Here is a 22,212-nt window from a genome sequence, read left to right on the forward strand (position 1 = left end):
CCGACGGGTCGCCCGACAACGGCCCGCAACCCACGACTCAGATCGGACGGTCAGCAGCATGTCCTCCACCCCGCTCTTCGACTCCATCGCCCAGCGGCACGACCAGCCCGAGTCGCCCGCCCCTGCCCAGACCCCGACCCCAACCGCGGCACGAGCAGCTGCGGCCCCTGCGCCGACCTCGCCGCTGACCGCGCCCGTCCGCGCCGGTGACTCGACCCTCGTGCCAGCGGCCCTCGTCGCCGCGATCGACGACATCACCGTCCGTGTCACCCCGTCCGTGGTCACCGAGCTCCGCGTGCACCCCGAGCAGCTCGTCCTGGTCGAGACGGTCGCCGATGCCATCACCCGAGCGGTCGTCGACGCCGTCGCGACCGAACTCGACCGGATCGCCCGCGACGGCGTCGTCCGCGTCTGAGCCGGGCGGTCCCCGAGCGATGGCGACGTCCCCCGACGGCCTCCCGCTGCGCCCGCGCGGTGCCGACCGGCGGGCCGCGAACCGCTCCACCACCCGCCGATCCGAACCGGCCGTGCGCCGCCGTGCTCGACACGACACGCGCCCGGACGCCCCCAGAGCCGCCGGGGTGACGGTGTCCCCTCCCGTCACCCCGGCTTCCACCTCCTTCTTCCGCAGTTCCGTCCGGCACACCCTGCCGGCGACCGCCACCGCCGCGGTGACGTGTCTCTTCGTCGCCGTCGGCTCCCCGCAGACCGCGATCGCGTCGGAGCCGGCGGCGCGGGCCCCGGCGACCGCGGTGCAGCAGTTCGTCGCGGACGGGTCCGCCCAGCTCTCCGTCGACCGCGACGGCTTCTCGGTCGGCCGTGTCGCCGCTGCGCAGGTCCGAGCCTCGTCCGTCGGGGCAGCCGCCGGGGTCGCCCGCCCCACCGTCGGTGCGGTCCCGGCTGCCGGCGGCTTCGGCTCACGGTGGGTGGCCGGGTGTGCGGCCTGCTCGACGAACCACCAGGGGGTCGACTTCTCGGCGCCCATCGGGACCACCGTCGTCGCCACGATGCCCGGAACCGTCATCTCGGCCGGCGTGCTCGGGGGGTACGGCAACCAGGTCCTGCTCCAGCACGCTGACGGCGTCCAGACCCGCTACGGGCACCTGTCAGCGATCGGCGTGCAGCCCGGTCAGGCGATCGCGGTCGGCCAGCCGATCGGCGCAGTCGGCAACACGGGCGTCTCGACGGGTGCGCACCTGCACTTCGAGGTCGTCGTGGGCGGTGTCCCGATCGACCCTGCCGTGTGGCTGCAGGCGCGCGGGGTGCTCTGAGCACGGACGCGTACCGTCGGCGGCGCCGGGGCAGTGCGCCGCGGCAGGACGGAGACGCACGTGCGAGTGACGGTGTTGGGGACCGGGGCGATGGGTGCCGGCGTGGCGGGGTCGCTGCTGCGCGAGGGCCACCAGGTCACGGTCTGGAACCGGAGTGCCGACAAGGCCGCTCCGCTCGGTGAGCGTGGTGCGACGGTCGCCACGGATCCGAGCGCCGCCGTCGAGCATGCCGAGGTCGTCCTCCTGACGCTCTTCGACACCGACGCCGTGGTCGACGTGCTCGAACAGGCCGCCGGTGACGCGCCGACCGACGCCGTGTGGGTGCAGGCGTCCACGATCGGTGTCGACGGCACCGAGACCGTCGTGCAGCTCGCAGCGGAGTACGGCATCACCCTGGTCGAGGCGATGATGCTCGGCACCAAGGCGCCCGCGGAGCAGGGGAAGCTCACCATGCTGGCGGCGGGCCCCGCTGCCGACGTCGACCGCGTCGTCCCCGTGCTCGACGCGATGGGTGCGAAGACCGTCCGCGCCGGCGAGCGGGTCGGCGACGGGACCGCGCTCAAGCTCGCGGCCAACGCCTGGATCGCGTCCATCACCGCGGCCACGGGGCAGTCGCTCGCCCTCGCAGCGGCGCTCGGGCTCGACCCGCAGCTGTTCCTCGACGCGATCGACGGCAGCGCGAGCGACTCGGCCTACGCGCACACCAAGGGTGCGTCGATCATCGCGGGGGAGTTCCCGGCGCAGTTCGCACTCGACGGTCTGCGGAAGGACATCGGGCTCATCGCCGATGCCGCGCTGGCGAACGGGGTGTCCACGACGCTCCTCGACGCCCTGGGGCGCGTCTACGCCGACGCCAGTGCGGCCGGCCACGGCGGCGACGACATCGCGGCGGTCGGCACCGCCTTCTGACGCGGCGTCAGTCGCGGCGGAAGAGCCGGCGGAGCCGCTTCGTGAGCCGGCCGACGGCCTCGTCGTTCATGGTGTTCGCCAGGTCGAAGGCCTCACGCGTCGGATCGGCCCCGCTCTGGATGCGCCGGAGTGCGGCATCGGCGCGGGCCCGGGAGTCGAGTTCGGCGAACGGCATGTCGTCCTCGGGGTCGTGCGTGCCGCGAGGGTCCATGGGCAGCAGGCTACGCGCGACGAGCTGTGCGGCCCCCGGCGTCGGTGTCGACGTCGTCGACCACGCGGACCATCTCGTCGAGGAAGTCCACCACCACCGCCATCTCGTCGGTCGGCAGGTGCTCGGTCACCTCGAGCGCACGGGCGTCGAGCTCCTCGATGACCCGCAGGGCGTGGCGCATCGAGGTCCCCGTCGCGGTGAGGATCACGCCGCGGCGGTCGATCGGGTCCTGGTGCCGCTCGACGTGGCCGCTCCGGACGAGTCGCTCGACGAGTGCCGAGGTCGATGCCGCCGTGATCTCGAGCCGTTCGGCCAGGTCCTTGGCGTTGACGGTCCGGCCGTCCTGCTCGGCATCGATGAGGATCCGCAGCGCGAGCAGTGCGTTCTCGCCGATGCCCAGGGCCTCGCGGGCACGACGCTGCGCGGCGCTCTCCGCGGTGCGGTACCGGCGCAGGGCGTTCAGGACGTCGACGGCGGTGACCGGGGAGTCCTCGTACCAGAACCCCGCAGTGCTGGTCAGGACCTCGGACGTCATCCTGCAATGCTAGACGCTCTAGTTAGATTGTCTAGCGAGCGGCCGTGATCGCAGCCGAGACCCCGGTGTGGGCGCGGACATCGGACACCGCAACACCCGTGACGCGGTTCCGAAACACTCCCGCAACGCCCGCTCGTTAGGTTCTGGGGATGCAGGAGCAGCCGTGCTGAGCCGACTCGCGGGGAACGTCTTCCACGTGGGGAGCGCGGTCGAGCGCACCGACGTGGTCGCCCGCCTGCTCGACGTCTACGTCGCCCGCCGCGAACCCGGCACCGTCGAGGACGACCGGGCCGTCGCCGCCGAGCTCCGTGCGGTCGTGGGCACCGCCGGACCGGCGAACGACACCGACCGGTCCGCGACGATCGACGCACTCGCGCTGGACCGGCACGAGCCGGCGTCCATCGCCGCCGCGGTCGCCGTCGCGCGTGACCACGCCCGTCGGGCTCGCGAGGTCGTCTCGAGCGAGCTCTGGGACTGCCTCGACGTGACCCGTTCGCGCATGCCGCGCAAGATCGCTCCGGGTCGGGCGCACGAGTTCCTCGGTTGGGCACGGGAACGGAGCGCCCTCGCCATCGGCGTGGTCGAGGGGGACGCCAGTCGCGACGAGGTCTGGGAGTTCTTCACCCTCGGCCGCTCCCTGACCCGTGTCGCCTCGACCGCCAGGCTGCTCGCGTCGGGGCTGCTCGAACCGGACTCGGTCACCTCGTGGACGGCGGCGCTCCGGGCGTGCGGCGCGGGCGAGGCCTTCCTGCGTGGCCGGGACCACCACCCGGTACCGGACGACGCCGCGGCGTTCCTGCTGCTGGACGAGCACAGTCCGCGGTCGCTCCGCTTCACGGTCCGACGGGCCGCCGAGTGCCTGGCCGACGTGGCACCGTCCTGCGTGGCCGACGAGGTCTCGGCGTTCACCGCCGCGCGCGACCGGCTCGAGGCCGTCCCGGCGGACTCGGTCCTCGGCGTCGTGGGCGACGCCGGCCACCGACTCGCGGCTGCCGCGGACCGCGTCGCCGCGGTGCTCGACGAGCGCGTCTTCGCGGTGACCGAACCCGCGCACTGATCGCGGCCGTGGGCGGCACCGGCGACGGACGGGAGGCCCGTGGCGGCGTCGACCCGTGCCTCCCGTCCGCCCCGCGAGAGCGACAGAAACCCGCGAACAGTTCGCGGAGATCTGACGCTTTCGTGGACTGGATGCCGTCGCGTCGCGGAGATCTGTCGCTTTCGCGAAGTGGACGGGTCAGACGGCGCTGGAGCGGTCCGCGACCGCCTCGTCGCGTTCGAGCTCCTGGCGGAGCGCCGCGCGCGAGGCGCGCGTGCCCACCACCGGGATCGCGTGCGTGACCGCGAGGTGCAGGCGGGTGTCCGCGTCGTACCGGAGTCGCAGGCGCTGGAACCGGACGAGCCAGACGATCGCGATGGCGAGTGCGACGAAGCCGGACGCTGCGCCGACCGCGATGGCCCAGCGAGGACCCCACGCATCGGCGATGGCGCCGACTATCGGGGCGCCGATGGGGGTGCCGCCGGCGAAGATCGCCATGTAGAGCGCCATCACGCGGCCGCGCATCGCGGGCTTCGTGGTGGTCTGGACCAGGGCGTTCGCGGTGGTCATGAAGGTCAGTGCCGCGAGTCCGACGAAGACCAGGACGAACGCGAAGGTCCAGTACGTGGGTGCGAGGGCGGCGGCGGTGCAGGCGAGGCCGAAGCCGCCGGCGGCGAGGACCAGGGTGCGCATCCGCGGCTGGTCACGGCGGGCGGACATCAGGGCGCCGAACACCGACCCGATCGCCATCACCGAGTTGAGCAGGCCGAACTCGCCGGCGCCCTGGTGGAACTCGACGCGGGCCATCGTCGAGGTGAAGATCGGGAAGTTCACGCCGAACGTGCCGACCACGAAGATCATGCAGAGCACGACGATGATGTCCGGCCGGGTCCGCACGTACCGGAAGCCGGCGACGATCTGCCCCTTGCCGCGGCCGGCGTGCACGCGCTCGGCGAGCTGTGCGGGGTCGACGAACCGCAGGGCGATGAGGACCGCCAGGAACGATCCGGCGTTGATGACGAACACCCACCCCGACCCGATGGCGGCGATGAGCACGCCGGCGACCGCGGGACCGATCAGGCGCGCGGCGTTGAACGAGGCGGAGTTGAGCGCCACCGCGTTGGCGACGTTCTCGCCCTGCACCACGTCGGAGACGAACGCCTGGCGGATCGGGGTGTCGAACGCGGCGACGATGCCGAGCGCGAGCGCGAAGCCGTACAGCGCGAGCAGCGTCGCGGTGTGCGTGAGGACCATGACGCCGAGTCCGAGCCCCAACAGGCCCATCAGCGCCTGCGTGAGCATGAGCATCTTGCGGCGGTCGAAGCGGTCGGCGGCGAGGCCGGTCAGGGGGAGGAGCAGCAGCTGCGGGCCGAACTGCAACGCCATCGTGATGCCCACCGCGACGGCGTCGTTGTCGGAGAGCTGGGTCAGGACGATCCAGTCCTGGGCGGTGCGCTGCATCCAGGTGCCGACGTTCGACACCAGGGCACCGGCGAACCAGATGCGGTAGTTGCGTCCGGCGAGGGAGCGGAACATGGCGGTCACTGCTGGGCCAGCCTCCTCATGATCTCGGTGGCGTCGGCGAGGGTGGCGCGCTCGACAGGGGTGAGTGCGGCCAGTCGTGGGGTGAGCCAGTCGTCCCGGCGCCGACGGGTCTCCTCGACGAACGCGGCTCCGGCGGGGGTGGCGCAGAGGACGACCTTGCGGCGGTCGTCGTCGTGGCCGCCCTTCGAGACGAGGCCGCGCTCGACCAGGACCGCGATGGTCTTCGTCATCGAGGGCGGGGTGACGCCGTCCTGGCGGCTCAGGTCGGCCAGGGTCATCGCGCCGTCCCGGTGCAGCCGGGCAAGCGCCGCGAACTGGGCATCGGTGACGGTCGTGTCGGCCTTCTGCGCGCGCAGCGTCCGGGACAGCCGGTTCACGGCGATGCGGAGGTCGGTGGCGTCGGTCACGGGTCGTTAGCCTAGCTCATTAGTTCAGTGAACGAACTGGTTTTCGGGTGTACCGTGATTCTGGACAACAGGTGTTGTTCAGAGAGAAGGAATCATGTCCGAGTTCGAGGGCAAGGTCGCCATCGTCACCGGTGGTGGCAGCGGCATCGGCGAGTCCGTCGCGAAGGAGCTCGCTGCCGCGGGCGCCACGGTCGTCGTCACCGACATCAAGAAGAACGCTGCTGACCGCGTCGCCGCCGAGATCACGGAGGCCGGCGGGACAGCCAGCGCGTTCGAGGCCAACTCCGCCGTCGCCGCCGACAACGAGCGCATGGTCCAGTACGCCGTCGACACCCACGGCGCGCTGCACCTCGCCGTGAACAACGCCGGCATCGGCGCCGCCCCGCAGAAGATCGGCGAGTACGACATCGCCGCCTGGGACCGCGTCCGTGCGGTCGACCTCGACGGCGTCTTCTACGGCCTCCGCTACGAACTGCCCGCGATGGTCGCCGCCGGCGGTGGTGCGATCGTGAACATGGCGTCGGTGCTCGGCACGGTCGGCATCGCGCAGAATGCCGCGTACGTCGCGTCGAAGCACGCGCTCGCCGGCCTCACCAAGGTCGCCGCGCTCGAGTACTCGGCGCAGGGCGTCCGCACCAACGCCGTCGGCCCGGGCTTCATCGACACCCCGCTGCTCCGCAACGCCATGACGCCCGAGGCCATCTCGGCGCTGGAGGAGGAGCACGCCACGAAGCGCCTCGGCACCGACAAGGAGGTCGCCGCGCTCGTGCTGTTCCTGCTGAGCGACAAGGCCTCGTTCATCACGGGCAGCTACCACCTGGTCGACGGCGGCTACTCCGCGCACTGACGGGTCCGGTGCACCTGGTCGTTCCGGGCGTACCTGGTCGAAACGGGCGTACCTGGTCGGAAGTTTCGACCAGGTACGCCCGTTTCCGCTTCCCACCGCGGGTGTGATGGGAAGGAACGTCGGTCCTTCAGTGCCGCGCGTCAGTCAGGATCGCGTCGTGCGGGAGCAAGGCGTGCACGCCCCACGTGCGGTTCGCGACCTGCGTGATGCGCATGCTCACCGCGACGCTCGCCATGGCGAGTGCTTCGGCCCGCCCGATGCCGTGCAGTTCGACGATCCAGTCGACCATGCGGTCGAGCGCCGTCGTGGTCGCGACGTTGAGGTCGGCATCGAAGCCGAAGGTGATGCGCCCGGCCGGGGTGTCGGCGTGGACACCCTCGACCGGTGCCTCGTCGAGCAGCGTGAGGGTCATCGTCGTCGTCATGCCGCACTCGACCGCAGTGCCGGAGAACTCGCCGTCGCCCTGTGCCGCGTGCCCGTCCCCGACGTGGAGCAGCGCGTCCGGCACCGTGACGGGCAGGTACAGGGTCGAGCCGGCGACGAGCTCGCGGCAGTCGACGTTCCCGCCGCCGACCGTGCGCGGCGGGATCGTCGAGTGCTCGCCGGTGGCCTCTGGTGGGACCCCGACGACGCCGAGGAACGGTGCCGTCCGAACGCCGAGCCCGAGCTGGTTCACGGCGACTCCGGCTGACACGTCGATGTCCCAGAGGAGGGGGCCTCGCGACGCCGCGTCGGTCAGGCCGAGCGCCCGGTTCACGGGGGTGTCGACGCCGCCCGAGCCCGTGTACCCCCAGTCGTCGGGCACCAGGTCGTCGAAGCGCACGGCCAGGACCATCTCCGGACGTGCCCCCGCGACCGCGATCGGCCCGACCAGGCAGTGGCCGCGGCGCGGGTCGATGAGGGTCGGTGCCTCGAGGCCCGGACCCGGTTGGCGTTCCGTGTAGCCCGCTGCGCTCAAGGTGCGGACGGTGACCGTGTCACCCGGTTCCACGGTCAGGACCGGTCGAGGTTCGGCGGAGAAGACGTCGACGGCGGAGCCGACCGTGGCGTCGAGGTGGTGGTGGGTCGTCACCGTTCGATCATCCCAGGCGCGGCGCGGCGGTGGTCGTTCCGGGCGTACCTGGTCGTCAGTGGAACTGGGGGATCGTGAGCCAGATGCCGGCCAGGACCGCGGCGACGCACACGGCGAAGCACAGGACGGCACCCGCCAGTGCTGTCGGCGGCGTGTGCCCGGAGCGCGGGGTCTCCTCGGCGTACTGCGTGCGCTCGCCGCCGGTGTCCAGAGGCTGCCCCGCGCCGAGCAGCCTCAGGCCGAGCGTGTAGACCAGCACGATGCCCACCGCGGCGACGAACCCGACGCCCGCGACCGTGCCGATGCTGGCGAAGTCGATCTCCATGGTCGTTCCCCTCAGTTCTGCGCGCCGGCCGGCTGCGGCTCGGCCTGGTCGGTGGGTTCGGTCGATCCGGCCGTGATGTCCTCGTGCGAGATCGGCTTGCGCTTGGCGAGGGCGTAGAAGGTCAGCCCGCCGGCCAGGGCGAGCACCGCCACCAGCACGAGGCCGATCACCGAGGTCGAGGCGAGCCAGGTCGCCAACCCGCCGACCACCGCGGCAGCCGGCAGCGTGATCACCCACGCGACGACGATGCGGCCGACGACCGACCAGTGCACGTCGGCGAGCTTCTTGCCGAGCCCGGACCCGATCACCGACCCGCTGGTGACGTGCGTCGTCGACAGGGCGAAGCCGAGGTGCGACGAGATGAGGATCGTCGCCGCCGAGCTCGTCTCGGCGGCGAAGCCCTGCGGCGACTGCACGTCGGAGATCTTCTTGCCGACCGTCTGCATGATGCGCCAGCCACCCATGTAGGTGCCGAGGCCGATCGCGAGTCCGCAGGCGAGGATCACCCAGAGTGCCGGGCCGGTGCCACCGTCCTGGTAGTTCGCGGCGATGAGCGTCAGCGTGATCACACCCATCGTCTTCTGCGCATCGTTCGTGCCGTGCGCCAGCGACACCAGCGACGCCGAGACGGTCTGCCCGTGCCGGAACCCCGTCGCCGCACCGTGCGTCGTCGCGTTCTTGGTGAGCGTGTACGCCAGGTACGTCGCCACCAGCGCGATCACCCCGGCGATCACGGGGGAGACCAGTGCCGGCAGGACGACCTTCGACACCACCGTCGCCCAGTCGACCGAGTTCAACCCGGCGCCGATGATCGATGCGCCGATCAGCCCGCCGAACAGCGCGTGCGTCGACGACGACGGCAGCCCGAGGTACCAGGTGGCGAGGTTCCAGAGGACCGCGCCCACCAGCCCGGCGAAGATCATCGTGGGGGAGATGTGGACGCCGTCCTGGCCCTCGCGGATGATGCCCTGCGAGACGGTCTTGGCGACCTCGGTGGAGAGGAACGCGCCGACCACGTTGAGGACGGCGGAGATGAGCACGGCGGTCCGGGGCTTGAGCGCCCCCGTGGCGACCGACGTGGCCATGGCGTTGGCGGTGTCGTGGAACCCGTTCGTGAAGTCGAACACGAGGGCCACCACGATCACGAGCACGACGATGACGAGGACGTCCATGCGAGGGACGCTAGGCCCGCTCGGAGCCCGCTGCGTGAACGCCGGATGAACAGGTGCCGGGCCGCCCGGTTCTGCGAAGATGCTCACGTGCCCACCTTCTCCGCAGCGCGAGGCGACGCCTCGTTCACCGACGCCCACGGCGTCGAGATCGTCTACTCGACCTGGCGAGCGGCACGCCCCAAGGGCATCGTGCAGATCGCGCACGGCGTCGGCGAGCACGGGCTGCGGTACGAGCCGTTGGCACAGGACCTCGTCCGCGCCGGGTACACCGTGCACGCGAACGACCACCGCGGGCACGGGCGCACCGGCCTCGGCCAGTGGGACGGCGACCACGCCAAGCTCGGACGGCTCGGACCCGGCGGACTGCGCGCCGCGATCGCTGCCGTCGAGCAGATGGGGGAGGTCGCCCGTGCCGACACCCCCGGCGTCCCGCTGGTGCTGCTCGGGCACTCGTGGGGTTCCCTGATGGCACAGCGGATCGTGAACACCGCGTCGGAGTCGTACGACGGCGTCGTGCTCTCCGCCACCGCCTACCGGCTGCCCGGGTGGATGAACAGCGGCGACCTCAACGCCCGGCACGCGGGCTCCGGGCCGACCAAGTACGAGTGGCTCACCCGCGACCGGAAGATCATCGACGCGATGTCGGTGGACCCGCTCGCCGTCGAGGCCGACGTCATCGGGCTGTTCGGCCTGCCCGACACCCTCCGGCTGCTCGGGGTGCCGCGTCGGGGGATCCCGCACGACCTGCCGATGCTGCTGCAGGTCGGGTCCGATGACGCCCTCGGTGGGCCGCGATCGGTCGAGCGGTTGGCGCAGGCCTACCGGCGGCGCGGGCGGCTGTCCGACGTCACGGTGCAGGTGTACGAGGGCGCGCGGCACGAGGTCTACAACGAGACGAACCGCGACGAGGTCGTGGCCGACCTGGTCGCCTGGCTGGACCGGGTGACGGCGCGTCGTTGAGGCGACGACGAGAGCACTGACGGGGCGCGGTGTGGGCGGGCGACGGTGCGGACGGGAGGCCCGTGGCGGGCCCGGCACGGGCCTCCCGTCCGGCACACGGATGCGGATGACGGCGGGAGTGACGTGGACGAGGTGACCGTCGCGGTCCTCGACCTGGCATCGGTCGAGGCAGTCGAGCGGCGCGAGCCCGCGGGCAGGCAGTACGTACGCCCCGCGTTCGCGGCCCAGACGCGCGGCGAGCAGACCGTCCTGGTCGCGTGGATCGACGGGGTGCCAGTCGGCTCGGGCGAGGTGACCGCTGATGCCCGGCCCGAGCTCCGGAACCTCCGCGTCGACGCAGACCGGAGAGGTCAGGGCGTCGGGACCCGCCTCATCGCGGCGGCCGAAGCGCTGGCCACCGACCGGGGCGTGCTGCGGATCGGAGTCGCGCTCGACAACCCCGATGCACGGCGGCTCTACCAACGGCAGGGGTACGCCCCCACGGGCGAGATCGAGGAGTACGAGTACACGTACGTCGACGACGACGACCAACGGGTGACGGTCCGTGAGGCGTCCGAGTACCTCGAGAAGGACCTGCCCGCGCGGGCGTAGGCTCGACGCGTGCACGGTGAGTACAAGGTCCCAGGCGGAAAACTGGTCGTCGTCGACCTCGAAGTGGTCGACGGGGACATCCGGGAGTTCCGGCTCGCCGGCGACTTCTTCCTCGAACCCGACGACGCGCTGCCGCTCATCGACACGGCCGTCAACGGGCTGCCCGCGACGACCGACGCCGCCGGCATCGCCGCGGCCGTCCGCGCCGCGCTCCCCGCCGACGCCGTGCTGCTCGGCTTCACCCCCGAGTCCGTCGGGGTCGCCGTCCGCCGCGCGCTGTCCCGTGCCTCGACCTGGCGCGACTACGACTGGCAGATCATCCACGAGGGCCCGATCAGCCCGAACGAGCACCTCGCGCTCGACCAGGTGCTGACCGAAGAGGTCGGCGCCGGTCGCCGCGGCCCGACCCTGCGCATCTGGGAGTGGGACCAGCCCGCGGTCGTCATCGGGTCGTTCCAGTCGCTGAAGAACGAGGTCGACCCGGCCGGTGCCGAGAAGTACGGCGTCGAGGTCGTCCGGCGGATCTCCGGCGGTGGCGCGATGTTCATGGACGCCGGCGCGATCATCTCGTACTCGCTCTACGTCCCCGCCGACCTGGTGCAGGGCATGACGTTCGCGGACTCCTACGCTTACCTGGACGAGTGGGTGATCGAGGCGCTGAAGTCCCTCGGTATCGACGCGTACTACCAGCCGCTCAACGACATCACCTCGGCCAAGGGCAAGATCGGAGGCGCCGCGCAGAAGCGCCTCGGAACCGGTTCCCTGCTCCACCACGCCACCATGAGCTACGACATGGACGGCGAGAAGATGGTCCAGGTCCTGCGGATCGGGCGCGAGAAGATGAGCGACAAGGGGACGACGTCGGCCGCGAAGCGGGTGGACCCGCTGCGCTCGCAGACCGGGCTGTCCCGCGCCGAGATCATCGACCGGCTGGTCGGCACGTTCACGAAGCTGTACGGGGCGACTCCCGGCGCGGTGACCGACGCCGAGCGCGAGAAGGCGCAGGAGCTGGTGCGGACGAAGTTCGCGACGAAGGAGTGGCTCGAGCGGGTGCCGTGAGCCCGTTCCGATCGACGGTGGCGCGGCGGCCGGAGCTGAGGGGGGACGTCCCGGCCGCCGCTGCTGTCGAGTGTGCGCCTCGACCTCATGAACCACACGTGCGGATCATGAGAATCCCCCGCGCGGCTGATGTCGTGGCCGGATCGTCCACGTAGCGTCGCTCGCGTGAACTGGTTGATCTTCCTGGGGGCGGTGGCCGCCGTGGCCGTCGTGGTGTGGATCGCCGATCGCGTGGGGTGGATCGACCTGTCGAACAAGTCCACACGCAGCGGCGGATCCGGAGGCATCGGCGGGATGCTGGACGAGGTGTTCGCACCGACCCGCCACGAGACGCAAGCCGAGTACGAACGGCAGTCGCGCCTCCCGAAGGAGGCACCGTCACCGGCGGACGACGACCACGACCTGCTCAGCGGCAGCGTGCTCATCAAGGTGCCGACGGTGCGGAGCGCCGGCCGGCACGAAGCGCGCATCGGGACGCACGACCGGTCGTACTGACCGGTCGACGGTCGCTCGCCGTGCGCGTCAGCGGGTGGTGAGCTCCTGGTAGTCCGGGTGCCGCTCGATCCACGCGCGGACGTAGCTGCACTGCGCGACGACCCGTCGTGACGAGCTCGCGCGCACGTCGTCGAGCGCGTGCTGCACGAGGATCGACGCGTGCCCGCCACCACGGTGCTCGGGATCGACCTCGGTGTGCACGAAGCGGATCTCGTCGCCGTCGGTCTCGTACGCGGCGAGGCCGATGACCTCGCCGTCCTCGACCAGGGAGTACTGCTGCTTGTCGGTGTCGTTGCGGACCTCGGGTGCTGCCATGCGCCGAGGCTACGCCGCGAGGCCGAGTCGCCGCTGGCTGCGGCGCCGGCTGCGAGCCCGAGTCGCCGCGGGCTGCGCCACAATGGTCCCGTGCACACGGGAGACGACCGAGGCCCGGACCGCGTCGTCCTCGGCGACGCCCTCGACGTGACCCCGGCGCTCGCCGACGGGTCGTTCACCGTCGTGTACCTCGACCCGCCGTTCAACACGGGGCGGTACCAGCGGCGGCACGCTTCGTCCGCGGTGCCGAGCGCCGACGGGCCGGTGATGGGGTTCCACGGGCGGACCTACGAGCGGGTCCGCGGCGACCTGATGCGGTTCGACGACCGGTTCGAGGACTACTGGACGTTCCTCGAGCCACGATTGCTCGAGGCCTGGCGACTCCTCACCACCGACGGCACCCTGTACCTGCACCTCGACTACCGCGAGTCGCACTACGCGAAGGTCCTGCTCGACGCGCTGTTCGGCCGCGACTCGTTCCTCAACGAGATCGTCTGGGCCTACGACTACGGCGCCAAGTCCAAGTCGCGGTGGCCGACCAAGCACGACACGATCCTGGTCTACGTGAAGGACCCGTCGAAGTACTGGTTCGACTCGTCGGCGGTCGACCGCGAGCCCTACATGGCACCCGGGCTCGTCACGCCCGAGAAGCGGGAGCGCGGCAAGCTCCCCACCGACGTCTGGTGGCACACGATCGTGTCGCCGACCGGCAAGGAGAAGACGGGCTACCCGACGCAGAAGCCCGAGGGCGTGCTGCGGCGGATCGTGCAGGCGTCGTCGCGCGAGGGGGACTGGGTGCTCGACTTCTTCGCCGGCAGCGGGACGACCGGCGCGGTGGCGTCGGCGCTCGGGCGGCGGTACGTGCTGGTGGACGACAACCCGGCGGCGATCGACGTGATGCGGAAGCGCTTGCCGGGGGCGTCGTTCGAGGTCGCGGCGGTCTGACGACGGCGGGTTCCGGGACCGGGACGTCCGCCCCTCGTCGTCGATGGCGATGGCGATGGCTATGGCTATGGCTATGGCTATGGCTGTGGCGGGGAGCCTCGGCCGTCGACGGACGGACGCGAGCACCACGGGGGCGATGTTGGGGACCACACCGTGGCGTCCACGTCGACTCGTTCACGTCGATCGCTTCCGCCGGCATCCCGCAGACCATCCCGACGGCGGAGGACATCCATGCCGACCACGTCTACGCGGGACAGGCGCAGGACACGATGGTCGGCATCCCCGGGCTGGGCGACCAGTACGCGTACATCGGCAGGGGCTTCAGCGTGCCCTACCGACTCGACCCGACGAATTCCAGCTTCGGCGCGGAGACCTTCGGCGCGGACGGCACCGACGGCTTCGAACCGGTGAAGGACCACGGCGTGCACACGGAGAGCGGCAACGGCTACCTCGACCCGGGAACCGAGTCGCTGCGGAACGTGGCGAAGACGACGACCGGGCACGGCGACCGAGTGACACCGGCAGAGTGACATGCTGGACACCCGACGACCGGACGGAGAACCGACACCGATGACCGCTCTGAAGCAGTGGATCGCAGTCACCGTGACCACGATCGCGATCGTCGGCGCAACCGCCGGCTGTTCTGGAGGACAGATGCAGAACCAACCGACCCAGGAGCCGGCGGATGCGAAGCGCAGCATCCAGCAGCTCGTCGACGACACGACCGACGCGCTCGGCGGGACGTGGCAGGTCGAGGAAGGGCCGCGGCTCGGCACGTGCGAGGACGAGCGCGGCGTCGGCGAGGGCGTGAACTACACGTACATCAAGTCCCGTGCCGATCGCGGCGACGTCGAGCAGGGGATCCGAACGGTCGAGAAGCTGTGGGGCGAGCGCGGACTCGACACGAAGCGGTTCTCGGATGCCGACGGGTCCTACAGCGGTGTCGACGGCAAGGGGGACGGTGTGGCGAACATCGGTTTCCAGTCCTCCGACCTCGGCGGGGGCGACACGGTCAGCGGTACCTCGGCGTGCGCTGCCGGTGACTACGTCGAGATGCGCGAGCGAGAGCGCTCCTAGCGTCCGCTCCGTCCACGACGTTCCACGAGTCGTTCGACGCGTGGAACGTCGGAACAGGCGCGCATCACGAGCGCCGGCGTGCGGACAAACCAGCACGCCCGCGCACTACTCCGCCGAGTGCCGCCCGTGCGGGTGCTCCGCGTCAGCGTCCGGGTCCACTGCCGCATGGGCGGCCCTGGTCCGGATCGCACCGGTCGTCGTCGGGGGCTCGTCGACCGGCGCAGCCGCCGAGTGCGCGCCGTGCGTCGTGGCGTCGGGCAGCGGAGCACGGGTGTCATCCGTGACGACGTCGTTCGGCAGCACGTCATCGGGCAGCACGTCGTTCGGCAGCACCGACACGTCGGACGAACCGGCAGCGCGAGCCGACCGGGGCTGGGCGGGCACGTCGGGCGAGGTCGGCACCGAGTCCGACGAGGCGACCGCGGCCGAACCCGATCCGTCGCCGGCACCGTCTCCGGCACCGTCGCCGGCACCGGCTGCCGCAGCGTCGGCGTCAGCGGTCCGTGCGGCGTCCGCCTGCTCCTGCAGCGCCGACGTCTTGCGCAGCGGCGGCACCCGGAAGAACCAGGTCAGCACGAACGCGAGCAGGATCACCGCGAGCCCGACGTAGTACACGCGGACGGCCGAGTCGCTGAACCCGACCAGGAACGGACGGGTGAGCCGCTTGTCCGCGCCGTTCAGGAAGGAGGTGTCGCTCGTCGCTGCGGAACCGGACGAGCTCGCACTCGAGTCACCGCTCTTCAGCTGCTTGATGAGCGTCGGCGCGACCTCGTCGACGACGTTCTCGCGCTGGGCCTCGTCGGAGTAGTCCACCTGCAGCGTGCCGTCGACGACGGTCGCGTTCGCCTTGGCCGCAGCCGTCTCGAGGGCCTGCTGCTCGGCGGCCGGCTTGGCGTCGTCGACCTGCTGGGCGATGACGGTGTCGGCTGCGGCGGCGGGGAGCTTGCCCGCGGTGACCTGCTGCTGCACGGCGGCCGTGACCTGCTTCGTGACGGCGGCGTCGGCGGCTTCCTTCGCCTGCACGGCGCCCTTGTTCAGGCCGTCCTGCACGTTCTTCTGCACGGGATCGACGATCTTCGTCCAGATCTGGTCCATCACGCCCTTGTTCTCGGACGCGTTCGCCACCGACGGCGTGAGCGCGGCGTTCAACGCGCTCTTCAGGTCGGTCTCGTTCTGCATCGCCGCGGTGATGTTCGTCGGCATCAGGGTGAACAGGACCGACAGCAGCACGGCGGTGCCCATGGTGCCGCCGATCTGCCGGAAGAACGTCGCGGCGCTGGTCGCGACGCCGATGTCCCGCGGGGACACCGAGTTCTGCGCCGCGAGGGTCAGCGTCTGCATGAGCTGTCCGAGCCCGAGGCCGATGCCGAACATGCCGAGCATCAGGAACCAGAGGGGACGGTCGGCGGTCAGGAAGGTCAGCACCGTGAAGCCGAGCGCGGTGAAGGCCGTGCCGGTGATCGGGAAGACCTGGTAGTTGCCGGTCCGCGAGATGATCTGACCCGAGGCGATCGACGAGATCATCAGGCCGAGCACCATCGGGAGCATCGCGAACCCGGACTCGGTCGGGGTGACGCCCTTCACGATCTGCAGGTACAGCGGGATCGTCAGCATCGCGCCGAACATCCCGAAGCCGACGAGCACGGACAGGATCGCGGACATCGAGAACACCCGCGAACCGAACAGCTTCATCGGGAGGATCGCGTCGCTGCCCATCGCCCGTTCGACGATGATGAACGCGATCAGCCCGGCAGCACCGATGCCGTAGCAGGCGAAGGCGCCGGGGGAGCTCCAGCCCCACTCGCGGCCCTGCTCGGCGATGAGCAGCAGCGGTACGAGGGTGACGATGACGAGCGTGGCGCCCCACCAGTCGATGCGGGGCTTGCCGCGGTCGCCGAACTTCGGCAGGTGCAGGAACGTCAGCACCATGAACAGCGCGATGACGCCGATCGGCACGTTGATCAGGAACACCCAGCGCCAACCGGAGATGAACAGCAGCTCGCTCGCGCCGGCGAAGACACCGCCGACGAGCGGGCCGATCACCGACGAGATGCCGAAGACGGCCAGGAAGTAGCCCTGGTACTTCGCCCGCTCGCGAGGCGCGAGCATGTCGCCCATGATCGCCAGCGGCAGGGACATCAGACCACCGGCGCCGAGGCCCTGCAGCGCGCGGAACCCGGCGAGCATGAGCATCGAGGTCGAGAACGACGCCGCGAACGAGCCGAGGATGAAGATGCCGATCGCCGTGATGAACAGCGGCCGCCGACCGAAGATGTCGGAGAGCTTGCCGTAGATCGGCGTCGTCACGGTCGAGGCGATCAGGTACCCGGTGGTGACCCAGGCCTGCTGGTCGAGGCCGTGCAGGTCGTCACCGATGGTGCGGATCGCGGTGCCGACGATCGTCTGGTCGAGGGCTCCGAGGAACATGCCGGCCATCAGGCCGTAGATCACCAACAGGATCTGTCGGTGGTTCATCACGACGTTGGACGCCGTGGTGGGGGCCGCGGGGGCGGTCGCCGTCTGGGTCATGAGCAGGGTCTCCCGGTACCGATGCGCTGGCGAAACGATTTTTGCGCTGCCTGCAAAGTTACATCTGCCGCAAGTGGTCGGTCGCTCAGGAGCGGCTTCCTGTGTGGATCGGCAGTCACGGTACGCCCGGATCGCGGGCTCGGTGACGAACGCGGTCAGGGCCGGGAGGCCCGGCTCGGCCCCGTCAGACCGCTGCGGTCTCCACGACCCGGGTCACACCCCGTGCCGCCAGCGCGGCCGGCTCGGCTGCGGTCCGGCTCGTCACGACGGTCACGGCCTCGCCGGCGGCGCGCAGTCGGTGCCAGTGCTCGAACACCGGGCCGCCCGGCGCCAGGTCCGTCCGACGGAGCGGCAGGTCGGCCTCGTCGACGTCGACCACGACGGCACTCGTCCGCGGGGTCGGGGCCGGAGCGGAGCGCCGGGCATCGGCGACGACCTCGGCGTAGCGACGACCGAGCGGCTTCACGCGGTTGTCGACGTCGAGCAGGCCGAGCGAGTACTCCAGGTCCTTGAAGTCGCCGAGGTCGCGGGAGACGTCGTGCGAGCACCACCACGTGACCGCGTGCAGGCGCTCGGTGGTCAGGGCCGCGGCGACGGTGCGCTCGAGGAACTCCGGCATCTCGGACTCGGCGAGGTGCCGGTCGGGGGCCCCGACCTCCTGCAGCCAGACCGGTCGGTCGAGGTCGGTGGCGAAGGCGCGGGCCAGCTCGATCATCCACTCGGCGTGCCGCACGGACTCGTCGGAGAGTGCGCCGTACCGACCGGCCACGCCGTTGAAGATCCAGGAGTGCACCGTCGTGACGTCACCGAGTCGGCTGGCGTGCGCCGGCACGAACGGGTGGCCGTCGCGGTACCAGAGGTGGTCGTTCTCGGAGTGCGTGACGACGTGCCGCGGGTCCTTGTCGCGAGGCGCTCCGAGCAGGGACTCGAGCCAGTGCGTCACCTGCGCGGTGTCGGCCGGCATCGCGGCGGGGTTCGGCGGCTGGAACTGGTTGAGCTCGTTGCCCAGGGTCAAGCCGGTGAAGTTCGGGCGGTCGCGCACGGCGTCGTACACGGCGGCGACCAGGGCGGCCTGCGCGTCGATCGCCGGCTGGTCGGTGAACATGTTGCCGTCGTGCCAGTTCACGAGCCACGCCGGGATGAAGTCGAACCCGGACATGTGCCCCTGGACGACGTCGACGCTGGCGTCCAGCCCGAACTCGGCGGCGATGTCGACCACCAGCGCCACGTCGTCGAGGGCCCGTCGTCGGATGAGCGTGCGGTTCGGCTGCAGCGTCGGCCACAGCGGGAACAGCCGGACGTGGTCGAGGCCGAGGGCGGCGATCGCCTCGAGGTCACGGCGGATCGCTGATTCCTCGACCGACTGCCACTGGAACATCCAGTCGGTCGAGGGCACGTAGTTCACGCCGAAGCGCGTGGCGGTGGTCATCGGTCTCCTTCGGTCAGGGAGCGGTGGCGGCGGTGGTGGGCGCGGGGCCGGTCGAGCCGCGGACGTGCAGGGCGCGCCCGCCGACCTCGGCATCGTCGACCTCGTCGCCACGGACGAGGCGTTCGACCAGGGCCACCGCGGTGCGGGCGGACTCCTCGACGGGGGCGTCGAGGGCGGTCAGCGACGGACGCACGATCGACGAGACCCACGAGTCCTCCCACGCGACGACGGACAGGTCCTCGGGCACGCGGACGCCGAGCTCGGGGGCGTGCGCGATCACCTCTGCCGCGATCGCCTCGCCGTCCAGGACGATCGCGGTGGCGCGGTCGAGGCGGGCGAGCAGGTCGGCCACCGGGTCCTCGGCGTCGGCGCGCCACCCGAGCACGAGCGCGTCCACCCCCCGACGTGCGGCCGCGGCGGTGAAGCGGGCGTCGCGGGCGCCGGTGTGGGCGAGCGCCGGGCCGTCCCCGACGCGGGCGATCCGGCGGTGCCCGAGCGAACCGAGGTGGTCGAGCAGGGACTCGGTCGCGTCGGCGTCGCCCACCGTGACCGCCGGGACGGTGCTGCCGGGGATCGGCGCGCCGAGCATGACGGCCGGCGCCGCCAGGTGCTGCAGCATCGGGATGCGGGGGTCGTCGGTGCGGACGTCGACGAGCAGGAAGCCGTCGACCCGCTGCTCGGTCCACCACTGGCGGTAGACGGCGGCTTCGTCGTCGGCCTGCACGAGCGTGACGGACAGTGACCACCCGATCGCGGCGAGGGGCTCGGTCAGGCCGGCGATCAGCCGCATCGTGAACGGGTCGCGCTGGAAGGTGTCGCGCGAGCGGGCGAGGACCAGCCCGAGGCTGTGCCCCGCGTTGCCGGAGAGCTTGCGGCTCGCCAGGTTCGGCCGCCAGTTCAGGTCGTCGGCGGCCCTGCGGATGCGGGCCGCGGTGGCGGCGGAGACGTTCGGCCGGCCGTTGAACACGTGCGAGACCGCCGAGGTCGAGACGCCGGCGCGCTTGGCGACCTGCGCGATGGTCACGCGGCGGCGGTCGACGGCTCCGGCGGTGGTGTCGCTCATGCCGTCGAGCGTAGAGGCTTGACCACCTCGTGTAAAGCGGTATACGTTGCTCGTCACCTGAAGTACACCGCTGTACCAAAACGCATCGCGACCGCTCCACCATCCACTGCCAGGGAGGCACCGTGACGGACGGCATCAGTAGGCGCACCCTCATCGGAGCCGGGCTCGGCGCCGGCATCCTCGCGCCGATCCTGGCCGGGTGCAGCGCGCTCACCCCGGCCTCGAGCGGCCCGGGCACGCTGAGCGTGCACACCCAGCTCAGCGGCGCGGTCGCCGGCGCGCAGACGTTCACGGACGTCGTCGCCGCCTACCGTCGTCGCACGGACCGCAAGGTGGCCCTGCTCTCGAACGGGTCGGACCTGCCGATCGTCTTCGAGACGAGTTCGCTCGCCGGCAAGGAAGCCGACGTCGCGATCGTGAACATGGTCGGGCGCACGCTGTCCTGGACGGGCGAGGACGCCACGATCGACGTCTCCCGGTACCTCGACGAGTGGGACCTGCGCGACAAGATCATCCCCGAGGCGCTCGAGGAGTGGACCGACGACCAGGGTCGACTCCGGGCCTTCCCGTTCACGCGGACGAACTGGCCGGTGTCGTACAACACGGCGCTGCTCGAGGAAGCCGGCGTGAGCGAGATCCCGACGACCTCGGACGCACTCATCGCCGCCGCCGACCGCCTGCGCTCCGCCGGCATCGGGCCGGTCACCGTCGGCGGGTCGGACTGGAGCGGACAGAAGCTCCTCATGCAGGTCATCCAGGGGTTCGTGTCGCAGGACGAAGCGGCGGAGGTCTTCTCCACGGGCAGGATCTCGGAGAGCGCCGGTGCCGTCCGCGGCGTCGAGCACTTCGTCGAGCTCCGCGATGCCGGGGTCTTCGTCGACTCGGTGCAGGGCTTCACCTCGGACTCCGAACTGACGCAGTTCACCACCCGCAAGGCCGCCATCGTCCCCGCGATGTCCTCCGCCCTCGCGCTGGTGTCGAAGGAGCGCGCGAAGGAGGTCACCGTCGGTGGGTGGCCGGTGCCGTCGAAGGACGCCGCCATCGCGCGCCCGAGCGTCATCAAGAGCTACAACGGCCACGGCATCTGGATCAGCGAGAACGGCCGGGCGAAGCTCGACCTCGTCAAGCCGTTCGTGCAGTACCTGTACTCGTCGGCGGTGACGAGCGAGTTCATCCTCGACTCCGGCCGGGACATGAGCCGGATCACCGACACCGTCAGCCGCGACTTCCCGCTCGTCGCCCAGGCGTCGAAGCTCACCGACGACCAGGTCACACCGGTGATGCTGCCCGACCTGCTCGTGCCCGACTCGGCGTACGAGCCGATGATCCGCGCGACCAGCCTGGCCTACGGCTCGGGCACCTCGGCCGAGCGCATCATCGACCTCTTCGAGCGCGCCTACACGGCCGCCTGACCCACCCGACCCTGCGAGAAGGAGCTCCCCATGGCAGTGCTCGTCGAGGAACCACCCGTCCGGTCGGCGTCCAACCCGCCCGGGCCCGTCCGCCGCGGATCCCGCGCGGTCGGCACCGGTCGCGGCAGCTTCCCGACCTTCGCGATCCCGGCGCTCGTCTGGTACGGCCTGTTCATGATCGGCCCGGTCGTGGCCATGATCGTGATCGCCTTCCTGAGCTGGCCCGGCATGCTCGTCTCGCCGACCTTCGCGGGGCTCGACAACTTCCGGGTGCTGTTCTCCGACGAGACCTTCTGGGCCGCGGTCCGGAACAGCACGGTCCAGATCGTCGTCGGCCTGCCGATCATGATCGTGCTGGCGTTCCTGCTCGCCTTCCACGTCGTGCAGAAGCCCCGCGGGCACAAGGTGCTGCGCTACCTGCTCTTCATCCCGGCGCTCATCTCCGCACCGGCCACGGCGATGATGTTCTACGCGATGCTGAACCCCGACGGCCTGGTCAACGGGGTGCTCGCGACCCTCGGCATCGGCGGCAAGGCCTGGCTGGCCGACCCCGCGACGGCGCTCGGAGCGCTCATCGTCGTCGACCTGTGGGCCGGCATCGGGTACTCGGCGGTGCTCATCGCGAGCCGGCTCGACGGCGTCGACACCGAGGTCGTGCAGGCCGCCCGCATGGACGGCGCGGGGTCGTGGCGGTTGGCGTGGGGCGTGTACTGGCCGATCGCGCGGGACTTCATCGGGGTCGTCGCGATGCTGCAGTTCCTGTCGATGCTCTTCAGCTCGGCGCAGAACGTGCTCCTGCTGACCCAGGGTGGCCCGGGCACCGCGACCACGACGCTGTCGTACCTCGTGTACCAGAAGGCCTTCGTCGACACCGACCTCGGCTACAGCCAGGCGGTCGGCGTCGTCCTGTTCGTGCTCGGACTCGCCGGGATGTTCGTCATCCGCCGCGTCCTGCGCAAGACCCACTGACCTTGACGCCCCTGACCGACAGACCTCGGGAGACCACC

General features: G+C 71.1%; 25 protein-coding genes. 14 read left to right on the plus strand and 11 right to left on the minus strand.

Translation table 11 applies throughout. The annotated features are described in order from the left end of the window. Window positions 1-58 precede the first annotated feature (58 nt). The 3 genes from ACXKZB_RS03710 to ACXKZB_RS03720 are packed head-to-tail and all read left to right on the plus strand — an operon-like array spanning window position 59 to window position 2,180. Window positions 59-415 (plus strand): hypothetical protein, encoded by a 357-nt coding sequence (locus ACXKZB_RS03710; protein WP_488824762.1) that lies wholly within the window; start codon window positions 59-61, stop codon window positions 413-415. Between the two features lie 19 nt (window positions 416-434). Further along, the gene (locus ACXKZB_RS03715; RefSeq protein WP_488824763.1) at window positions 435-1,271 is read left to right on the plus strand and encodes a M23 family metallopeptidase; all 837 of its coding nucleotides are present in this window, start codon (window positions 435-437) and stop codon (window positions 1,269-1,271) included. A gap of 60 nt (window positions 1,272-1,331) precedes the next feature. Next, the gene (locus tag ACXKZB_RS03720) at window positions 1,332-2,180 is read left to right on the plus strand and encodes an NAD(P)-dependent oxidoreductase (RefSeq protein ID WP_488824764.1); all 849 of its coding nucleotides are present in this window, start codon (window positions 1,332-1,334) and stop codon (window positions 2,178-2,180) included. 7 nt (window positions 2,181-2,187) lie between these two features. Here ACXKZB_RS03720 and ACXKZB_RS03725 read toward each other — a convergent pair whose 3' ends face one another. Both ACXKZB_RS03725 and ACXKZB_RS03730 read right to left on the minus strand, forming a co-directional pair. Next, window positions 2,188-2,391, minus strand: a complete 204-nt coding sequence (locus ACXKZB_RS03725; RefSeq protein WP_123310207.1) for a hypothetical protein — start codon at window positions 2,389-2,391, stop codon at window positions 2,188-2,190. Window positions 2,392-2,401: 10 nt separating this feature from the next. Beyond that, on the minus strand, window positions 2,402-2,926 hold the full coding sequence (locus ACXKZB_RS03730) for a MarR family winged helix-turn-helix transcriptional regulator (protein ID WP_488824765.1): 525 nt from the start codon (window positions 2,924-2,926) through the stop codon (window positions 2,402-2,404). Between the two features lie 163 nt (window positions 2,927-3,089). Here ACXKZB_RS03730 and ACXKZB_RS03735 point away from each other — a divergent pair, with 163 nt between their 5' ends. Then, a complete protein-coding gene (locus ACXKZB_RS03735) occupies window positions 3,090-3,983 on the plus strand; it encodes an alpha-E domain-containing protein (protein WP_488824766.1) in 894 nt (297 codons plus the stop codon). Window positions 3,984-4,160: 177 nt separating this feature from the next. On the opposite strand, the gene ACXKZB_RS03740 is transcribed toward ACXKZB_RS03735, so the two are convergent. Continuing rightward, the gene (locus tag ACXKZB_RS03740) at window positions 4,161-5,507 is read right to left on the minus strand and encodes an MFS transporter (protein ID WP_488824767.1); all 1,347 of its coding nucleotides are present in this window, start codon (window positions 5,505-5,507) and stop codon (window positions 4,161-4,163) included. Beyond that, the gene (locus tag ACXKZB_RS03745) at window positions 5,504-5,914 is read right to left on the minus strand and encodes a MarR family winged helix-turn-helix transcriptional regulator (protein WP_222659556.1); all 411 of its coding nucleotides are present in this window, start codon (window positions 5,912-5,914) and stop codon (window positions 5,504-5,506) included. The genes ACXKZB_RS03740 and ACXKZB_RS03745 overlap by 4 nt, the downstream gene beginning before the upstream one ends. Window positions 5,915-6,008: 94 nt before the next feature. Here ACXKZB_RS03745 and ACXKZB_RS03750 point away from each other — a divergent pair, with 94 nt between their 5' ends. Further along, on the plus strand, window positions 6,009-6,761 hold the full coding sequence (locus ACXKZB_RS03750; RefSeq protein ID WP_488824768.1) for an SDR family NAD(P)-dependent oxidoreductase: 753 nt from the start codon (window positions 6,009-6,011) through the stop codon (window positions 6,759-6,761). Between the two features lie 127 nt (window positions 6,762-6,888). Here ACXKZB_RS03750 and ACXKZB_RS03755 read toward each other — a convergent pair whose 3' ends face one another. Genes ACXKZB_RS03755 through ACXKZB_RS03765 form a run of 3 tightly spaced genes read right to left on the minus strand, consistent with a single transcriptional unit; the run spans window position 6,889 to window position 9,330 of the window. Beyond that, window positions 6,889-7,833, minus strand: a complete 945-nt coding sequence (locus ACXKZB_RS03755; RefSeq protein WP_488824769.1) for an acetamidase/formamidase family protein — start codon at window positions 7,831-7,833, stop codon at window positions 6,889-6,891. Window positions 7,834-7,888: 55 nt separating this feature from the next. After that, window positions 7,889-8,158 (minus strand): hypothetical protein, encoded by a 270-nt coding sequence (locus ACXKZB_RS03760; RefSeq protein ID WP_488824770.1) that lies wholly within the window; start codon window positions 8,156-8,158, stop codon window positions 7,889-7,891. A gap of 11 nt (window positions 8,159-8,169) precedes the next feature. Next, window positions 8,170-9,330: an inorganic phosphate transporter gene (locus tag ACXKZB_RS03765; protein ID WP_488824771.1), complete on the minus strand. Its 1,161-nt coding sequence runs from the start codon at window positions 9,328-9,330 to the stop codon at window positions 8,170-8,172. Window positions 9,331-9,417: 87 nt separating this feature from the next. On the opposite strand from ACXKZB_RS03765, the gene ACXKZB_RS03770 reads away from it, so the two are divergent. The 4 genes from ACXKZB_RS03770 to ACXKZB_RS03785 all read left to right on the plus strand — a co-directional run bounded on the left by ACXKZB_RS03770 (window position 9,418) and on the right by ACXKZB_RS03785 (window position 12,435). Then, window positions 9,418-10,290, plus strand: a complete 873-nt coding sequence (locus ACXKZB_RS03770; RefSeq protein WP_263091625.1) for an alpha/beta hydrolase — start codon at window positions 9,418-9,420, stop codon at window positions 10,288-10,290. A gap of 123 nt (window positions 10,291-10,413) precedes the next feature. Continuing rightward, on the plus strand, window positions 10,414-10,881 hold the full coding sequence (locus ACXKZB_RS03775; protein ID WP_396290187.1) for a GNAT family N-acetyltransferase: 468 nt from the start codon (window positions 10,414-10,416) through the stop codon (window positions 10,879-10,881). A gap of 9 nt (window positions 10,882-10,890) precedes the next feature. Then, complete coding sequence (lplAB, locus tag ACXKZB_RS03780; protein WP_488824772.1) at window positions 10,891-11,940, plus strand: lipoate-protein ligase LplAB; 1,050 nt, start codon at window positions 10,891-10,893, stop codon at window positions 11,938-11,940. Between the two features lie 165 nt (window positions 11,941-12,105). Then, window positions 12,106-12,435, plus strand: a complete 330-nt coding sequence (locus ACXKZB_RS03785) for a hypothetical protein (protein ID WP_123937560.1) — start codon at window positions 12,106-12,108, stop codon at window positions 12,433-12,435. Between the two features lie 27 nt (window positions 12,436-12,462). On the opposite strand, the gene ACXKZB_RS03790 is transcribed toward ACXKZB_RS03785, so the two are convergent. Beyond that, window positions 12,463-12,750, minus strand: a complete 288-nt coding sequence (locus ACXKZB_RS03790; RefSeq protein ID WP_488824773.1) for a GNAT family N-acetyltransferase — start codon at window positions 12,748-12,750, stop codon at window positions 12,463-12,465. Window positions 12,751-12,840: 90 nt separating this feature from the next. On the opposite strand from ACXKZB_RS03790, the gene ACXKZB_RS03795 reads away from it, so the two are divergent. From ACXKZB_RS03795 to ACXKZB_RS03805, 3 genes are all read left to right on the plus strand, one after another. After that, window positions 12,841-13,695 carry a DNA-methyltransferase gene (locus ACXKZB_RS03795; protein ID WP_488824774.1) on the plus strand — a complete coding sequence of 285 codons (855 nt, stop codon included), beginning with the start codon at window positions 12,841-12,843 and terminating at the stop codon, window positions 13,693-13,695. A 269-nt stretch (window positions 13,696-13,964) separates the two neighbouring features. Continuing rightward, window positions 13,965-14,225, plus strand: a complete 261-nt coding sequence (locus ACXKZB_RS03800; protein ID WP_488824775.1) for a hypothetical protein — start codon at window positions 13,965-13,967, stop codon at window positions 14,223-14,225. A 40-nt stretch (window positions 14,226-14,265) separates the two neighbouring features. Then, complete coding sequence (locus ACXKZB_RS03805) at window positions 14,266-14,772, plus strand: hypothetical protein (protein ID WP_132099460.1); 507 nt, start codon at window positions 14,266-14,268, stop codon at window positions 14,770-14,772. Window positions 14,773-14,877: 105 nt separating this feature from the next. On the opposite strand, the gene ACXKZB_RS03810 is transcribed toward ACXKZB_RS03805, so the two are convergent. The 3 genes from ACXKZB_RS03810 to ACXKZB_RS03820 all read right to left on the minus strand — a co-directional run bounded on the left by ACXKZB_RS03810 (window position 14,878) and on the right by ACXKZB_RS03820 (window position 19,793). Beyond that, window positions 14,878-17,301, minus strand: coding sequence for an MDR family MFS transporter (locus ACXKZB_RS03810; protein ID WP_488824776.1), 2,424 nt, complete (start codon window positions 17,299-17,301; stop codon window positions 14,878-14,880). Between the two features lie 184 nt (window positions 17,302-17,485). Next, on the minus strand, window positions 17,486-18,730 hold the full coding sequence (locus ACXKZB_RS03815; protein WP_396290193.1) for a glycoside hydrolase 5 family protein: 1,245 nt from the start codon (window positions 18,728-18,730) through the stop codon (window positions 17,486-17,488). 13 nt (window positions 18,731-18,743) lie between these two features. Continuing rightward, complete coding sequence (locus tag ACXKZB_RS03820) at window positions 18,744-19,793, minus strand: LacI family DNA-binding transcriptional regulator (RefSeq protein ID WP_488824777.1); 1,050 nt, start codon at window positions 19,791-19,793, stop codon at window positions 18,744-18,746. 122 nt (window positions 19,794-19,915) lie between these two features. On the opposite strand from ACXKZB_RS03820, the gene ACXKZB_RS03825 reads away from it, so the two are divergent. After that, window positions 19,916-21,205, plus strand: a complete 1,290-nt coding sequence (locus tag ACXKZB_RS03825) for an ABC transporter substrate-binding protein (protein ID WP_488824778.1) — start codon at window positions 19,916-19,918, stop codon at window positions 21,203-21,205. A gap of 30 nt (window positions 21,206-21,235) precedes the next feature. After that, entirely contained in the window at window positions 21,236-22,174 is a 939-nt protein-coding gene (locus tag ACXKZB_RS03830; RefSeq protein WP_340197877.1) for a carbohydrate ABC transporter permease, read from the plus strand. Window positions 22,175-22,212 lie beyond the last annotated feature (38 nt).

The organism is Curtobacterium sp. ABR8, from assembly GCF_057812125.1.

Excerpts from the sequence above, each read along its gene's own strand:
- ACXKZB_RS03710 (WP_488824762.1), top strand. The coding sequence starts at position 59 with ATGTCCTCCACCCCGCTCTTCGACTCCATCGCCCAGCGGCACGACCAG.
- ACXKZB_RS03805 (WP_132099460.1), top strand. The coding sequence starts at position 14,266 with ATGACCGCTCTGAAGCAGTGGATCGCAGTCACCGTGACCACGATCGCG.
- ACXKZB_RS03790 (WP_488824773.1), bottom strand. The coding sequence starts at position 12,750 with ATGGCAGCACCCGAGGTCCGCAACGACACCGACAAGCAGCAGTACTCC.
- ACXKZB_RS03815 (WP_396290193.1), bottom strand. The coding sequence starts at position 18,730 with ATGACCACCGCCACGCGCTTCGGCGTGAACTACGTGCCCTCGACCGAC.
- ACXKZB_RS03765 (WP_488824771.1), bottom strand. The coding sequence starts at position 9,330 with ATGGACGTCCTCGTCATCGTCGTGCTCGTGATCGTGGTGGCCCTCGTG.
- ACXKZB_RS03830 (WP_340197877.1), top strand. The coding sequence starts at position 21,236 with ATGGCAGTGCTCGTCGAGGAACCACCCGTCCGGTCGGCGTCCAACCCG.
- ACXKZB_RS03810 (WP_488824776.1), bottom strand. The coding sequence starts at position 17,301 with ATGACCCAGACGGCGACCGCCCCCGCGGCCCCCACCACGGCGTCCAAC.
- ACXKZB_RS03760 (WP_488824770.1), bottom strand. The coding sequence starts at position 8,158 with ATGGAGATCGACTTCGCCAGCATCGGCACGGTCGCGGGCGTCGGGTTC.
- ACXKZB_RS03730 (WP_488824765.1), bottom strand. The coding sequence starts at position 2,926 with ATGACGTCCGAGGTCCTGACCAGCACTGCGGGGTTCTGGTACGAGGAC.
- ACXKZB_RS03750 (WP_488824768.1), top strand. The coding sequence starts at position 6,009 with ATGTCCGAGTTCGAGGGCAAGGTCGCCATCGTCACCGGTGGTGGCAGC.
- ACXKZB_RS03800 (WP_488824775.1), top strand. The coding sequence starts at position 13,965 with ATGGTCGGCATCCCCGGGCTGGGCGACCAGTACGCGTACATCGGCAGG.
- ACXKZB_RS03725 (WP_123310207.1), bottom strand. The coding sequence starts at position 2,391 with ATGGACCCTCGCGGCACGCACGACCCCGAGGACGACATGCCGTTCGCC.
- ACXKZB_RS03820 (WP_488824777.1), bottom strand. The coding sequence starts at position 19,793 with ATGAGCGACACCACCGCCGGAGCCGTCGACCGCCGCCGCGTGACCATC.
- ACXKZB_RS03715 (WP_488824763.1), top strand. The coding sequence starts at position 435 with ATGGCGACGTCCCCCGACGGCCTCCCGCTGCGCCCGCGCGGTGCCGAC.